The organism is Gilliamella sp. B2772, from assembly GCF_026536985.1.
GTDB classification, from domain to species: Bacteria; Pseudomonadota; Gammaproteobacteria; order Enterobacterales; family Orbaceae; genus Gilliamella; species Gilliamella apicola_E.
On sequence record NZ_JAFNNB010000005.1, the window covers coordinates 35,218 to 50,058 of the forward strand.

Annotated in this window: 15 protein-coding genes; 10 read left to right on the forward strand and 5 right to left on the reverse strand. The window is 34.4% G+C overall.

Translation table 11 applies throughout. The features are described 5' to 3' along the window. Positions 1 to 18: 18 nt before the first annotated feature. The 6 genes from J3T98_RS10150 to pgi all read left to right on the forward strand — a co-directional run bounded on the left by J3T98_RS10150 (position 19) and on the right by pgi (position 6,584). The gene (locus J3T98_RS10150) at positions 19 to 948 is read left to right on the forward strand and encodes an ABC transporter permease subunit (protein ID WP_220225516.1); all 930 of its coding nucleotides are present in this window, start codon (positions 19 to 21) and stop codon (positions 946 to 948) included. Beyond that, positions 941 to 1,801 (forward strand): ABC transporter permease subunit, encoded by an 861-nt coding sequence (locus J3T98_RS10155; protein ID WP_065735240.1) that lies wholly within the window; start codon positions 941 to 943, stop codon positions 1,799 to 1,801. The genes J3T98_RS10150 and J3T98_RS10155 overlap by 8 nt, the downstream gene beginning before the upstream one ends. A gap of 2 nt (positions 1,802 to 1,803) precedes the next feature. Continuing rightward, positions 1,804 to 2,793 (forward strand): putrescine export ABC transporter ATP-binding protein SapD, encoded by a 990-nt coding sequence (gene sapD / locus J3T98_RS10160; protein ID WP_220225517.1) that lies wholly within the window; start codon positions 1,804 to 1,806, stop codon positions 2,791 to 2,793. Between the two features lie 15 nt (positions 2,794 to 2,808). Further along, positions 2,809 to 3,621 carry an ATP-binding cassette domain-containing protein gene (locus J3T98_RS10165; RefSeq protein ID WP_065561782.1) on the forward strand — a complete coding sequence of 271 codons (813 nt, stop codon included), beginning with the start codon at positions 2,809 to 2,811 and terminating at the stop codon, positions 3,619 to 3,621. 208 nt (positions 3,622 to 3,829) lie between these two features. Beyond that, positions 3,830 to 4,759 carry a homoserine O-acetyltransferase MetA gene (gene metA / locus J3T98_RS10170; protein ID WP_267362767.1) on the forward strand — a complete coding sequence of 310 codons (930 nt, stop codon included), beginning with the start codon at positions 3,830 to 3,832 and terminating at the stop codon, positions 4,757 to 4,759. Positions 4,760 to 4,934: 175 nt separating this feature from the next. Further along, the gene (pgi, locus tag J3T98_RS10175) at positions 4,935 to 6,584 is read left to right on the forward strand and encodes a glucose-6-phosphate isomerase (RefSeq protein WP_220225518.1); all 1,650 of its coding nucleotides are present in this window, start codon (positions 4,935 to 4,937) and stop codon (positions 6,582 to 6,584) included. Positions 6,585 to 6,676: 92 nt separating this feature from the next. Here the strand turns inward: pgi and crr are convergent, their stop codons facing one another. From crr to J3T98_RS10195, 4 genes are all read right to left on the reverse strand, one after another. After that, positions 6,677 to 7,180, reverse strand: coding sequence for a PTS glucose transporter subunit IIA (crr, locus tag J3T98_RS10180; protein ID WP_065561785.1), 504 nt, complete (start codon positions 7,178 to 7,180; stop codon positions 6,677 to 6,679). A gap of 9 nt (positions 7,181 to 7,189) precedes the next feature. Further along, a complete protein-coding gene (ptsI, locus tag J3T98_RS10185; RefSeq protein WP_220225519.1) occupies positions 7,190 to 8,917 on the reverse strand; it encodes a phosphoenolpyruvate-protein phosphotransferase PtsI in 1,728 nt (575 codons plus the stop codon). A gap of 52 nt (positions 8,918 to 8,969) precedes the next feature. After that, entirely contained in the window at positions 8,970 to 9,227 is a 258-nt protein-coding gene (gene ptsH / locus J3T98_RS10190; RefSeq protein ID WP_065561787.1) for a phosphocarrier protein Hpr, read from the reverse strand. A 140-nt stretch (positions 9,228 to 9,367) separates the two neighbouring features. Next, positions 9,368 to 9,694 (reverse strand): hypothetical protein, encoded by a 327-nt coding sequence (locus J3T98_RS10195; RefSeq protein ID WP_267362769.1) that lies wholly within the window; start codon positions 9,692 to 9,694, stop codon positions 9,368 to 9,370. 129 nt (positions 9,695 to 9,823) lie between these two features. Between J3T98_RS10195 and J3T98_RS10200 the strand changes: the two genes are divergently transcribed. Continuing rightward, positions 9,824 to 10,366 (forward strand): YecA family protein, encoded by a 543-nt coding sequence (locus tag J3T98_RS10200; protein ID WP_065561789.1) that lies wholly within the window; start codon positions 9,824 to 9,826, stop codon positions 10,364 to 10,366. A 33-nt stretch (positions 10,367 to 10,399) separates the two neighbouring features. Continuing rightward, positions 10,400 to 11,713, forward strand: a complete 1,314-nt coding sequence (gene pepP / locus J3T98_RS10205) for a Xaa-Pro aminopeptidase (RefSeq protein WP_267362772.1) — start codon at positions 10,400 to 10,402, stop codon at positions 11,711 to 11,713. 91 nt (positions 11,714 to 11,804) lie between these two features. On the opposite strand, the gene J3T98_RS10210 is transcribed toward pepP, so the two are convergent. After that, on the reverse strand, positions 11,805 to 12,620 hold the full coding sequence (locus J3T98_RS10210) for a TonB family protein (protein ID WP_065735225.1): 816 nt from the start codon (positions 12,618 to 12,620) through the stop codon (positions 11,805 to 11,807). 154 nt (positions 12,621 to 12,774) lie between these two features. Between J3T98_RS10210 and ispB the strand changes: the two genes are divergently transcribed. Continuing rightward, on the forward strand, positions 12,775 to 13,758 hold the full coding sequence (gene ispB, locus J3T98_RS10215) for an octaprenyl diphosphate synthase (RefSeq protein WP_267362775.1): 984 nt from the start codon (positions 12,775 to 12,777) through the stop codon (positions 13,756 to 13,758). Between the two features lie 153 nt (positions 13,759 to 13,911). Then, positions 13,912 to 14,784, forward strand: a complete 873-nt coding sequence (locus tag J3T98_RS10220) for an EamA family transporter (protein ID WP_065735224.1) — start codon at positions 13,912 to 13,914, stop codon at positions 14,782 to 14,784. The last annotated feature ends 57 nt before the right edge of the window (positions 14,785 to 14,841 follow it).

Below are 14,841 nucleotides of genomic sequence, written 5' to 3' on the forward strand. Positions count from 1 at the left end.
TCATAATAAAGATAAACAATGATTATCTATATTTTAAAAAAAATTGTGACGTTTTCATTTATTATCTGCGTACTTGCTCAGATCAGCTTCTGTCTGGTCTATTTCGATCCTCAATCTATTTTTAGTGATTTAACTTTTGTTGATGCCTATAATGCTTTTTTTAAACAATTACTACAAGGTCAATTTAGGTTAGCATCAGGTGAAACTTTACCGTTTTTAGATACCTTATTAACAACGTTTGAACTTTGTATTTTAGCATTGCTTGTAGCTTTACTTATTGGATTACCTTTGGGTATTTTTCTAGGTTTAAGTAATATAAATTGGTTGAATACTACCATTCGTTTAGGCTGTTTAATCTTTTATTCTTGCCCGATTGTTATGCTCGCAACAATTGTAATGTTTTATCTTTCCTCGACAATGCCGATTTCAATGAACTTTGATATCGCACCATCAGTAACCGGTAGTTCTTTGCTAGATATTTTAATTTCATCAAGGCCAGATAAATTCACTGCATTGTTAGATCAGCTTCACTATTTACTTTTGCCAACAATTATTTTAGCTATTCAACCAAGTATTATGACCATTCAACTAGTTAGTGAAAATGTCAAAAATACTTCAAGACAAAATTATATTAAAATGGCAATTATCCGGGAACGTTCACCGTTTAAAGTGTTACGTCGACATTTATTACCAAATTCAATTCCGGCAACAATTCCACAATTGACATATAACACCACGACTTTATTATTTTTAACTATGGTTATTGAAATTTTATTCAATCGAGTTGGTTTAGGCCAATGGGTGATGATGGCTTATCGTAACCATAATTATTTTATTATTGCGATAGCAATTCTTGCGTGTGGAACAGTAATTAGTTTATTGACTTTATTAGGTGAGATAACAGCTATCGCTATTTATCCATTACGTCATAAGGAACATTATGTCTAGGATAATTTTGTTAGGTAAGCGAATAAATTCATGTTTCCAAAGACTTCATAGCAATTTATACCTGATCATAAGTTTTTATGGGGTTTTAGCAATTGCTTTTATTGCATTATCAACCAAATGGCTTTTCCATGCTCACTTGAACCCTATCTATGCAACTTCATTGCCTCCTGCTTGGTGGCCTAATGGAGATATTAATCACATATTAGGAACAACTGATCAAGGGCAAGATATTTTTGATTACTTATTAATTGGTTATCGGTCAACCATTTCAATGACTTTAAAAGCGGTTTTTTATGTCATCATAATCGGTGGAGTGATTAACTATTTAATGTTTTTTGTTTCATTTATTAGGCCTTTTATTTTATTTATTTTTAGATTTTTTATGGTCGTTCCGCCATTACTTGGTGTAATTGTTATTAGCTTGTTATTGGAAGATGATATTACCAATATTTTAATTGTGATTGGTTTATCCTATTCACCGCGCTTCATTTATAATATCCATCAACGTGTTATTAAGGAATGGAATAAAACCTATATTACTGCGTATCGACTCGATGGATTATCCTCATTTTCTATCTTAAATCATTATATTATCCCTAATATTTTACCCGTTTATTTGGCTGAAATTGTTTCATTATTTGGTTCAGTTATTTTAGCGATAACAACAATTACCTTTTTGGGTTTTGCTAATGATTTTTCTCGGCCAGATTTAGGCATGATGATGTTTAAGATGAAAGATATGATGGATGTTAATTTGCTTGCTTTTTTAGCTCCGGGTATTGCTGTGTCTACTACAATTACTTTGGTTTATTTATTCAATTTTGGATTATTTGGCCAGCGAGTAGGACATTAATTATGGCATTATTAGACATTCGTAATTTAACTATTGAGTTTATTACTGCTGATGGCCTTTTACGCGCAATTGATCGCGTGAATTTGAAGCTGTCTGAAGGCGAAATTCGAGGTCTAGTTGGCGAGTCTGGTTCTGGTAAAAGCCTTATTGCTAAAGCTATATTAGGTGTGACAAATCATAATTGGAAAATATCTGCTGATCGTTTTCATTTTAATGATATCGATTTACTTAAATTGACACCAAAACAACGTCGAAAAGTCATCAGTGACCATATTTCGATGATTTTCCAAGAACCGCAGTCCTGCTTGGATCCCTCAATGAAAATAGGGCAACAGTTAATCGAGGCTATCCCACGAAGAACCTTTAAAGGACATTGGTGGCAGCGTCTATTTTGGCGTAAACATCGAGCTGTTGAATTATTACATCGTGTTGGAATTAAAGATCATAAAGAAATCCTTAAATCATATCCTTTTGAATTAACGGAAGGTGAATGTCAAAAAGTGATGATTGCAATTGCATTAGCAAACCAACCTAAATTACTTATTGCAGATGAACCAACTAATGCTATGGAAGCAACAACTGAAGCGCAAATCTTCAGGTTATTAGCGAGTATGAATCAGAATATGGGGACGACTATTTTACTTATTAGTCATGATTTACAAATGGTTACTCGCTGGACAGATCGTATCAATGTCCTTTATTGTGGACAAACCGTTGAGGTTGCGGATAGTGAAGATTTAATAAAATCGCCTTATCATCCTTATACTCAGGCATTAATTTATGCCATACCTGATTTTGGTAAAGCCATGCCACATAAAAGTCCATTGAACACGTTACCAGGGGTTATCCCGTCATTGGAGCATTTACCTATTGGTTGTCGATTAGGGCCACGTTGTCCTTATGCTCAAAAAAAATGTATCCAAGCACCTGAACTTACTCTGATAAAGGATCATTCTGTGGCTTGCCATTTTCCATTAAATACTGATGAGTAAATATAGGAATAGTTAATGAACCCAATATTAAAAGTCCGAAATTTATCAAAACGATTTAAAATTCCTAAAGGGCTCTTTGGTCATTTACAAATTGATGCAGTTAAACCATTGTCGTTCTCGCTCAACGAAGGTAAAACACTCGCCATTATAGGACAAAATGGTTCAGGAAAATCGACACTAGCCAAAATGCTGGTGGGTATGATAAAACCAGATAGTGGGGATATTTGGATTGACGGTAATAAAGTTGAATATGGTGATTTTGTCCATCGGTCACAACTTATTAGAATGATATTTCAACATGTTGAAAGCTCTTTTGACCCAAGACTTCGTATTGGTCAATTACTTGAAATTCCACTTAAACGCAATAGCAATTATAGCGCTCTTGAACGAGAAAAATTGATTAGTGATGTTTTAAAACAAGTAGGCTTACTGCCTGAACATGCTTCTTATTATCCATCAGTGATGGCTGCGGGGCAAAAACAACGCGTCGCATTGGCTAGGGCCTTAATTCTGAAACCCAAAGTTATTATTCTCGATGAAGCTTTAGCTGCGTTAGATATTTCAATGCGTTCACAGATTGTTAATTTGATGTTGTCTTTACAAGAAGAACAGAATATTTCTTATGTCTATGTAACACAAGATATTGGTATGATGAAACATATCAGTGACCAAATTTTAGTTATGCATAATGGTGATTTAGTTGAATATGGTAATACTGCTGAAGTCTTAGCTTCGCCATTAAGCGAAATCACACAAAAACTGATTAATAGCTATTTTGGTGAGGCTTTAACCGCAGATACTTGGCGGACCGATACTCGAATCATTTAAATTTTATTTTTACTATTTATATTACTATCATCACACTTATTTGTTAATTCATATAATCTGCTATTGTTCTGATTTTGTTTAAAATATTATATCTATTTTTTCTAACAAAACGCTCGACAATCTTACTAAAAAACACTATATTTAGCTATATGGATTTCTAGACGTCTATTTGAAATGTTATAAAAAGTAATTAATAGGAGCTTTTAATATGCCTATATGTATTCCAGATTCATTACCGGCAGTAGATGTGTTACGTAATGAAAATGTATTTGTGATGACTTCAACTCGTGCTAATACTCAAGAAATTCGTCCACTAAAGCTTCTCTTCTTAAATTTAATGCCTAAAAAGATCGAAACTGAAAATCAGTTTTTACGTTTGCTTTCCAATTCATCTTTACAAGTCAATATTCAACTCTTGCGTATTGATCAACGTGAATCCAAAAATACCCCTGTAGAGCATTTAAATAGCTTTTATTGTGATTTTGAAGATATTCGTGAGCAGAATTTTGATGGTCTTATCATAACTGGCGCACCATTAGGTAAAGTCGCATTTTCAGATGTAGTGTATTGGCCAAAATTAGCTGAAATAATTACTTGGGCTAAAGATCATGTTACTTCAACAATGTTTGTTTGCTGGGCTGTACAAGCTGCATTAAATGTACTCTATGATATGCCAAAATTTACTCGCTCACAAAAATTGTCAGGCGTCTATCAACATCAAATCATACAACCTAATGCACTTTTAACTCGAGGTTTTGACGATACTTTTTTAGCGCCACATTCACGTAATGCTGATTTTCCAATAGATAAAATTAAAAGTTATACTGATTTGACGATTTTAGCTGAATCAGATTTAACCGGTCCATATTTGATGGCAACTGCTGATAAACGTATGGCTTTTGTAACAGGGCATCCAGAATATGACTCCTTCACCTTAGCTAATGAATATAATCGAGACTTTAAAGCTGGAATAAATCCGGAAATTCCTTACAACTATTTTCCTGAAAATAACCCAAATTTAACGCCCAAAGCCACATGGCGAAGCCATGCTTATTTATTATTTAGTAACTGGCTCAATTATTATGTTTATCAATTAACACCATTTGATTTAACAACTCGCAATTTGACAATTGATTAAATGGGAAAGTAAATAAATTTATAAACTAGATACCTACTGGTAAAAAAGTTTAATTAATTACCAGTAGATAGAATTTTTCAACTAACTTAATTTGAATGGATAAATCCTTATCTTGCATCATGTTATCCATAGTTATATCATGGCTAATAGTGCTATATTAATTAAGGAATAAGTTATGTTAAAGTCAATAGATCCAACTACTACATCCGCTTGGAAGTCCCTTCAAGTTAGTTATCAGAAGCATTGCGATAAGACGATTGCTCAAATTTTAAAAGATGAACCTAAACGAGTTGAAAAGTTAAGTATTCCTTTTGAAGATGAGTTCTTGGTTGATCTGTCTAAAAACCGCATTACTGAGGAGACCTTAAAGCAACTTTATCAGCTTGCTGACGAGTGTGATTTAAGCGGGGCTATTAATGCCATGTACAGTGGTGAAAAAATTAATCGTACCGAAAATCGAGCCGTTTTACATATTGCGCTTCGCAATGTATCAAATTCACCAATTTATGTTGATGGTAAAAATGTTATGGATGACGTCAATGCTGTGCTGGCTAAGATGGAATCCTTTAGTAAAAAAATTATTAGTGGTGAATGGAAAGGCTATACTGGTAAAGCGATTACTGATGTAGTTAATATCGGAATTGGAGGTTCAGATTTAGGACCAGTGATGATTACCGAAGCATTACGCCCTTATAAAAACCATCTAACTATGCACTTTGTTTCTAATGTCGATGGTACTCACATTGTTGAAGCTTTAAAAGGTTTAAATCCAGAAACAACGCTATTTTTAGTTGCATCGAAGACCTTTACAACTCAAGAAACTATGACTAATGCACAAACCGCTCGTCAATGGTTACTTGATGCTGCAAAAGATGATAAAGCTGTTGCGCTTCACTTTGTAGCTTTATCAACCAATGCCAAAGAAGTAGAAAAATTTGGTATTGATACTGCCAATATGTTTGAATTTTGGGATTGGGTTGGTGGTCGTTATTCTTCTTGGTCTGCAATCGGCTTATCAATTGTACTTTCAATTGGTTTTGAAAACTTTAAACAGTTTTTAGCTGGTGGACATGCGATGGATAAACATTTCCAAAGCACACCGATTGAAAAAAATATCCCAACATTACTTGCTTTAATTGGGATTTGGTACAATAACTTCTATGGTGCAGAAACCGAGGCAATTCTACCTTATGATCAATATATGCATCGCTTTGCAGCTTATTTTCAGCAAGGGAATATGGAATCAAATGGTAAAAGTGTTGATCGTAATGGCAACAAGACTACTTATACTACAGGTCCTATTATTTGGGGTGAACCAGGGACAAATGGTCAACATGCGTTTTATCAATTAATTCACCAAGGTACTAAACTTATTCCTTGTGATTTTATTGCACCGGCAATTAGTCATAATCCAGTTGGCGATCATCATCCTAAATTGCTTTCTAACTTTTTTGCTCAAACAGAAGCTTTAGCTTTTGGTAAGACTGCTCAACAAGTAGAACAAGAGTTTCTTGCTGCTGGTAAAAAGCTTGAAGAAGTTAAATCTATTGTTCCATTTAAAGTTTTTGAAGGCAATAAACCGACTAACTCTATTTTAGTGAAAAAAATTACACCGTACACTTTAGGCGCATTAGTGGCGATGTATGAGCACAAAATCTTCACGCAAGGTGTTATTTTAAATATCTTTAGCTTCGATCAGTGGGGGGTTGAATTGGGTAAACAGTTAGCTGGTCGTATTTTACCTGAACTTGCTGATGATAAACCAGTCAGCTCGCATGATGAATCAACCAACAGCTTGATTAATCAATACAAAAAATGGCGTTAAACGAATTATTTGAACTCTATGTTTGATTATTCTCAATAAAAAACCTTCAGTGAAAACTGAAGGTTTTTTATGGGTAGTAACTTTGTGCGATGTTATTTTTTAACACGCATAATTGGTGTTTTACCTGCCTCAACTGAGCCGGATAACTTAGTTAATTCAACAACAGTTTCCATATTAGATATTACAACTGGTGTTAACACTGATTTGGCTTTACTTTCAAGTAAAGGCAGATCGATTTCGATGATAGTATCTCCAATTTTAACTTGTTGTCCTTCTTCGGCAACTCGTGTAAAACCTTCACCTTTTAATTCCACCGTATCTATACCGAAATGAACAAAAAGTTCGATACCTTCATCTGATTCAATAGCAAATGCGTGATTGGTTTCAAAAATTTTACCAATTTTACCATTTAATGGTGCTACAATTTTATTACCAGAAGGTTTTATAGCAACACCATCACCAACGATTTTTTCTGCAAAAACTACATCTGGCACATCTTCGATCTTAACGATTTCACCACTAAGAGGTGCAATAATTTCGATGCTGTTTTTGTTATCATCGGATACAAATTGCTTTATTTTATCAAATAAACCCATCATTGCCTCCTAACAAATTTGCTTTTCAGCAGTATATTTTTCAATTAAATCGGTTATTTCTTTAGCTGTTGCTTTTTCAAGAACAGTATCAGCAAATTTCTTCGCTTCTTCATAATTAGTATTACGAATTAATTTTTTGATTTTAGGAATTGATACCGCACTCATACTGAACTCATCAAGCCCCATACCTAGTAATAAAATTGTTGCTCTTTCATCACCAGCAAGCTCTCCACACATTCCTGTCCATTTACCTTCTTTGTGAGAAGCATCGATTACATTTTTAATCAATGTTAATACTGATGGTGAAAGTGGATTATAAAGATGTGAAATAAGCTCATTACCACGGTCAACAGCAAGTGTATATTGGGTTAAATCGTTAGTTCCAATACTAAAGAAATCAACTTCTTTAGCTAAATGTCTAGCAATAACCGCAGCGGCTGGTGTTTCGATCATCACACCAATTTCAATGCTTTTATCGAATGCTTTACCTTCAGATGTTAATTGTTCTTTAAGGATATTAATTTCAGATTTTAGAATACGAATTTCTTCTACCGAAATAATCATTGGGAACATAATACGCAATTTACCAAATGCAGAAGCGCGTAAGATTGCTCGTAACTGTGCATGTAGTATTTCTTTACGATCTAAACAGATACGAATTGCACGCCAACCTAAGAATGGATTTTCTTCTTTTGGTAAATGCATATATGGTACATCTTTGTCACCACCGATATCCATTGTACGAACAATAACTGATAGGCCATTAGTTGATTCAGCAACTTCTTTATATGCTTTGAATTGTTCATCTTCATTAGGATAAGCTTCACGATCCATGAATAAGAATTCTGTACGATAAAGCCCAACACCCTCATAACCATTACGATCTGCACCAGCAATATCACGAACAGTACCAATATTTGCACAAATTTCAACTTGATGACCATCAAGTGTTACAGCTGGTAGATCTTTTAATTTTGCTAACTCTTCTTTATCAGCAAGATATTTTGTTTGTACTTGTTTTAGTTTTTCTTGAGTTGCATGATCTGGATTAATGTAGATAGCATTGTTGATTGCATCTAAAATAACAAAATCACCTTGTTTGATTTCTTGTGTTGCATTAGATGTACCCACGATTGCTGGAATTTCTAATGAACGGGCCATGATTGATGTATGTGAAGTGCGCCCTCCCGCATCAGTGATGAAACCTAACACCATATCTAAATTTAATTGAGCAGTTTCAGACGGTGTTAAATCAGTCGCAACTAAAATACAAGGTTGGCTAATAGCACTTAGATCAACAATTTCGATGCCTAAAATATTTTTTAGCAGTCGTTTACCAATATCACGGATATCGGCAGCACGTTCTTTTAGATATTCATCATCTAGATTTTCTAACTCTTTTGCTTGGGTTTCAAATACAGATTGGACAGCTGCGTCAGCACTTGAGTGTTTACTTTTGATGCGTGAAATAACTTCTTGTTCAAGATCTTCATCTTCAAGAAGCATGATATGACCTTCAAAAATAGCAGCTTTATCCTCACCTAAAGTGGTTTTAGCTCGTTCCATGATCGCATGTAATTGTTCGCTTGATTTTTCACGTGCTTCTTTAAAACGATCAATTTCAGCGTCAATTTTGTTATCAAGAATTTGCCTATTATTTATAACAATAGGTTCTTCTTTTAATAATAGCGCTTTTGCAAAAGCGATACCTGGGGAAACAAGTATACCTGATACCATAACATTTAATCCTTATCTAATATTAAAACCGTTCAACGCTAACATGGGAGTATTATTCCAATTCAGGAATTAATTTTACTAAATGAGTTACTGCTTCTTTTTCATCTTCACCTTCGGCTGAAATAGTAATAGTTGTACCTTGAGTTAAGCCTAATGTTTGTAATTTGAATAAGCTTTTAGCACTTGCACTTTTTCCATTTGATGTGACAGTAATTTCAGAATTGAAGTTTTTAGCTTCCTTTACAAATTGTGCAGCAGGGCGGGTGTGAAGACCGTTCGATGCAGTAATGGTTACATCTTGCTTGTACATAATTATTTTACTCCCAAAAATATATTTGTTCATGCGACAATATAAATAAAAACAGCTTGAAAGGCTAGTAAGATTTCACGGATATGTGACAATTAGTCAATCTTATTAGCGATACTTTACAAAGTAAGCTGAAATATTTATTAATATCGGTAAATTCGAGTGACTCTATCACTACATTTTTTAAATTCAACCTGACCGTGAATTCCTCGTTTGATATTTTCAAATACCGTCTCTTCGCTACCATCTAGTTGTGAGGCACGGATCTCGTCTCGGCAGAAAGCTTCAAACTTATCAAGTTCTTGTTCGCCATTGCCTAACTGATAATCTTTAGGTAAGTCTTGGCTGGTTATATAGGTATTATTCTGTACATCAAGAACAATCACACCTTTATTTTTCAGCCATGAACTACAAGCAGTTAACGATATAACTATATATAGTGATGTTAAAATTAATCTAAAAATGTTCAAAATAATTCCTTTATAAAGCACAATAACCTGTTTATTATTTACAGCTAGGCACAAATTATATACTAATAATGAGTGAAAGTGCAGAGGGATGTATTTTCACTATTATTATAAACTAATAAGGTGGAGTTAATGACTAATACCAAGATTTATGACGAGCTTAATCGTCAACTTATCCAAAATAAAGTTGGCATAACTGCAGCTGAATTACATGGATTCTTATCTGGCTTATTAGCTGGAGGAAATCATGACGAAAGTTGGAGAGTGTTAGTTCAAGACATGTTGAATGATGGGCAAAAAATAGCTGAACCTTTAAATAAGGAAGTGGAAGAGTTATATCATACAACTAAACAACAATTTATTGATGAAGATTTTGAGTTCCAACTTCTACTTGGTGAGCAAGATTTGTTTACGCAAATTGACGATTTAGTGGGATGGGTAAATCATTTTTTATTGGGTATTGGTTTAGTTCAACCTAAACTTAATCGAGTTAAAGGTGATGTGGGTGAAGCAATATATGATCTAAGACAAATAGCTAAACTCGGTTATGATGAAGATGAAGATCAGCAAGAGCTGGGCTTTGCATTTGAAGAGATCAAAGAGTACGTTCGCATTACGGCGATGTTATGTTTTGATGAATTTAATGAACCCGATATCACACCAACACTTCACTAATATTCAATATTACTGATTATCAAGGTAAACGCTATGATAGATATTCAGACCAAGACAGAACTGCTAGATCGGCGAAATAAATTATTGGCTCAGATGGAGCCAAATAGCATTGCCTTATTTTTTGCTTCGCCAGAAGTTAAACGAAGTAATGATACCCACTACCCTTATAGACAAGATAGTGACTTTTGGTATTTTACTTTTTTTGCAGAGCCAGAAGCGCTTTTGGCAATAATTAAACAACAAGACGGTCAAGGACGATATATTTTATTTAATCGCAAGAAAGATCCTTTAGCCGAAACATGGGCTGGCTACCGCTTAGGCCAGCAAGAGGCATTAACAAAGATTTTAGTCGATGAGGCTTATCTTTTCGATGATATAGAGAGTGTTCTACCAAATTTAATAAATGGAAAAAAAGCAATTTATTATGCAGACCAACTATATGATTATGCTGACGAGATAATTAAGAAAGCAATCAATACATTACGGCAAGGTGCTCGATTCAAACTTTCTGCGCCGAGTACAGTTATTGATTGGCGACCAATTGTTCATGAAATGCGAATGTTTAAGTCTGAATATGAAATGGCTCTTTTACGTAAAGCGTGCGAAATCAGTGCTCAAGCACATATTCGGGCAATGCAAAAATGCCAGGCTAATTGGTATGAATATCAATTAGAAGCTGAAATATTACATGAGTTTGCATGGCATGGCGCTCGATGGCCGTCATATAATACTATTGTTGGCGGAGGTAATAATGGTTGTATATTGCATTATGAAAATAATAGCGACACGCTCAAAGAGGGCGATTTAGTCTTAATTGATGCAGGTTGTGAATATCATTATTATGCAGGTGATATTACTCGAACATTTCCGATTAATGGTAAATTTAGTCAAGCACAACTCGAAATATATAACATTGTGTTAACTGCGCAATGTACAGCTATCAAATTATTGAAACCAGGCACCTCAATATCATTAGTTAATCAAAAAATTATTCGGATTATGGTTGAAGGATTAGTTAAGCTTGGAATTATGCAAGGTGATGTTGAAACATTGATTACAAACAAAGCTTATTTAGCATTCTATATGCATGGATTAGGTCACTGGTTAGGCATTGATGTGCATGATGTTGGCAGTGATCGTGATCGCATACTCGCTCCGGGTATGGTCTTAACCGTTGAGCCTGGACTTTATATTAATAAAGATGCTGATGTGCCAGAATGTTATAAAGGTATTGGGATTCGTATCGAAGATAATATTTTGGTTACCGAATCTGGCAACGAAATTTTAACCTCAACGGTACCTAAACAACCGCAGGAAATTGAACATTTAATGCAAAAGAATAGATAAACTATTTATCAACTAAGCACTAATTGAATTATAAAATTAGTGCTTTTACAGTTTTTTATTTAATAATAGTTATTGATTGAGGAATGAGTGATTAATTGCTTCCTAAGCTAATTGAACTATCACGATTGAAAACAATTTTTATTTTGAGATCTTTTCCGGCAATCGGCTTATATTTCCACATTTTCATTGCTGAGATAACCGAGCGATTAAAAATATTATTAGGTTGGGCTTCAATAATCCTAATATTTTCAACACGGCCCTCACTAGTTACATCAAACATAGCAACAACATAACCTTCTAAGCGCATATCTAGTGCTCTTCGAGGATATTCTGGTCGATTACGACTAATTGGAGAGGGATTACCAGAATATTGTCGATTATCAGATACTTTAGGAGCTACTGAAGTATTTGCTATATTATCACTTATCACATCTTGTCTAACTTGTTGACGAGATGATTTTTGTGTCGGTGGTTTTTTCTTATTTGGTTTAGGTTTAACAATAACTGGTTTATCTGGCTCTGTTGCTGGTTTTTTTTGTTCTATTTCAGGTGTAGGTTCCGGAATCTTTTCTTCAACGACTTCTGGCTCTACGACTGGTTCTTCAATTGGTTTATTGTCAATGATTTCACTGTTTTCAGCACCTTTGATTTCAGGTGTTTCTTCAACCAATGATTGTTCCGGAGCTGCTAACTGAGTAAGGTCAATCATAACAGCTTTAATTGAATTATCACCTTCATCAACAACGATATTATTTGCAAACAGTGCAGAGCTGAACAATAATCCAAATAAAAATAAATGTGATATTACAGAGATCGATGTATATATATAGGCATCCTTTTGCTTATTAGAAGCAGGTGATTGCGGCTCTTTTTCGTTGTTGATATCTATATCAAAGTTGATCTTCATAACAGTAATTAATGTTCATTTAAGGTGTGTATTCTAAATGAAAATGCTTATCATTTGTAGTATTTTTTTAAATATGATTTAGCAATACTTGTTGCTTAAAAATATTTATCAGATAATAGTAAATAAATATCTCCCATTTGTAGTGGTTAGACTGATGAATAATCCATCGATAAAACAAATACTCGATCTAGTACAAGATGATTTAGTTAAAGTTAATGAAGCAATACAAGCAGAACTTAGTTCCGATGTTGTACTAATTAATCAATTAGGGAATTACATCATTAGTAGTGGTGGAAAACGGATTCGCCCAGTTATTGCCTTGTTAATAGCTAAAGCGCTTAATTATCAGGGTGATAAACATATTATTACCGCAGCTTTTATCGAATTTATTCACACTGCAACTTTATTGCATGATGATGTTGTTGATGAATCTGATTTACGGCGAGGTAAATCAACCGCTAATGCGCTATTTGGTAATGCGGCAAGTGTCTTAGTTGGTGATTATATTTACACAAGATCTTTCCAAATGATGGTACGCACAGAATCATTCAAAGTATTGAAGATAATGTCAGAAGCAACAAATATTATTGCTGAAGGTGAAGTTCAACAGCTGATAAATTGTAATGATCCTGATATTACTAAAGAGCAATACTTACAAGTTATTTATCGCAAAACAGCAAGACTGTTTGAAGCAACATCGCATTCAGCAGCAGTATTAGCAGGAGCAACACCAGAGCAAGAATTTGCACTGCAAGAGTATGGAAAATACTTGGGAACCGCCTTTCAAATTATTGATGACTTATTAGATTATAGTGCGGATAGTAATCAAAAATTAGGTAAAAATTTGGGTGATGATCTCAATGAAGGTAAACCAACCTTACCATTATTGCATGCAATGCATCATGCTAATTCAGAAGATGCGACGTTAATCCGTCAAGCTATCGAGCAAGGTAATGGCCGGCATTTATTAGATCATATTTTAAAAGTTATGCAGTCGTGTGGATCTCTTGAATTTACTTTAAAAACGGCTCAACAAGAGGCCAATAAAGCATACAATGTTATTTCAATCTTACCTGATTCCCCTTATAAAAAAGCGCTACAAGATCTGGCTTTACTATCAGTAAAAAGGGATAACTAAACGTGATGTGATATTGAAAAAATATTATTTATACGATTCGTTTAATAATAAAGCTTTTAGCGAAATATCGTAATAATCTTAAATTGATTTTACGTTGCTATGTAAACAAATTGCTTCCCTTAATATGCAATTACTTTAATCTAGGTAGTCATTATGCTCAAAAGATCTTGGCCTGTTTTTTTAATTTTTATTTCGATGATATCAGTGCAAGCAAGTGCTTCATTTGCTAAATACTTGTTTCCTGTACTAGGGCCTGAGGCGATGACAGCATGGCGGTTGTTTTTCTCAGCGATTTTATTGGTAATAATCTTTAAACCTTGGCGTAAAACTATTACTAAGTCAGCCATTAAATATATTATTCTGTATGGTGTCGCTATGGGATGTATGAATTTGGCTTTTTATAATGCCATATCTCGAATCCCAATAGGAATTGCTGTGGCAATAGAGTTAACTGGACCAATTATGGTTGCGATGTTTTCTGGGCGCCGATTAACTGATTTTGTTTGGTTAGCTATTGCGATCATTGGATTGGTGATGTTGCTTCCTATTCATCAGGCTTCTAACGATTTGGATCCTATCGGTATATTACTAGCTTTATGTGCAGGAAGCTGTTGGGCTGGTTATATTGTTTTTGGGCGAAAAGCGGGTGAAATTTATGGTGCCTCAAGTGTTGCGGTAGGTTCGATTATTGCCTCAATATTACTCTTTCCTATTGGTGTATGGCACAGTGGTAGCACAATGTTTTCGATGGATCTGTTGCCTCTCGTTTTTGTCGTTTCATTATTGGCGTCTGCTATTCCATATGGCCTGGATATGATCGCTTTGCCACGATTACCCGCACAAACTTTTAGTACTTTGATGAGCTTGTCACCTGTATTTGCTGCGTTTTCTGGATTAATTGTTTTACACGAACAGTTAACTCATTATCAATGGATTGCTATTCTATTTATTATAGTTTCATCGATTGGTACTGTATTAACTATGCAGCGTCCAACTAAAATTAAAGCGCTAAATCGAGAAAATTGAGTTTATTGAAATACTATCGTGTAACTTTGCACGATAGTATTTTATTGAAAGAAAAGC

Coding starts and splice junctions, on each gene's coding strand:
- J3T98_RS10155 (WP_065735240.1), top strand. CDS start 941: ATGTCTAGGATAATTTTGTTAGGTAAGCGAATAAATTCATGTTTCCAA.
- J3T98_RS10150 (WP_220225516.1), top strand. CDS start 19: ATGATTATCTATATTTTAAAAAAAATTGTGACGTTTTCATTTATTATC.
- ptsH (WP_065561787.1), bottom strand. CDS start 9,227: ATGTACAAGCAAGATGTAACCATTACTGCATCGAACGGTCTTCACACC.
- pgi (WP_220225518.1), top strand. CDS start 4,935: ATGTTAAAGTCAATAGATCCAACTACTACATCCGCTTGGAAGTCCCTT.
- sapD (WP_220225517.1), top strand. CDS start 1,804: ATGGCATTATTAGACATTCGTAATTTAACTATTGAGTTTATTACTGCT.
- J3T98_RS10200 (WP_065561789.1), top strand. CDS start 9,824: ATGACTAATACCAAGATTTATGACGAGCTTAATCGTCAACTTATCCAA.
- J3T98_RS10220 (WP_065735224.1), top strand. CDS start 13,912: ATGCTCAAAAGATCTTGGCCTGTTTTTTTAATTTTTATTTCGATGATA.
- pepP (WP_267362772.1), top strand. CDS start 10,400: ATGATAGATATTCAGACCAAGACAGAACTGCTAGATCGGCGAAATAAA.
- ptsI (WP_220225519.1), bottom strand. CDS start 8,917: ATGGTATCAGGTATACTTGTTTCCCCAGGTATCGCTTTTGCAAAAGCG.
- ispB (WP_267362775.1), top strand. CDS start 12,775: ATGAATAATCCATCGATAAAACAAATACTCGATCTAGTACAAGATGAT.
- J3T98_RS10210 (WP_065735225.1), bottom strand. CDS start 12,620: ATGAAGATCAACTTTGATATAGATATCAACAACGAAAAAGAGCCGCAA.
- crr (WP_065561785.1), bottom strand. CDS start 7,180: ATGGGTTTATTTGATAAAATAAAGCAATTTGTATCCGATGATAACAAA.
- metA (WP_267362767.1), top strand. CDS start 3,830: ATGCCTATATGTATTCCAGATTCATTACCGGCAGTAGATGTGTTACGT.
- J3T98_RS10165 (WP_065561782.1), top strand. CDS start 2,809: ATGAACCCAATATTAAAAGTCCGAAATTTATCAAAACGATTTAAAATT.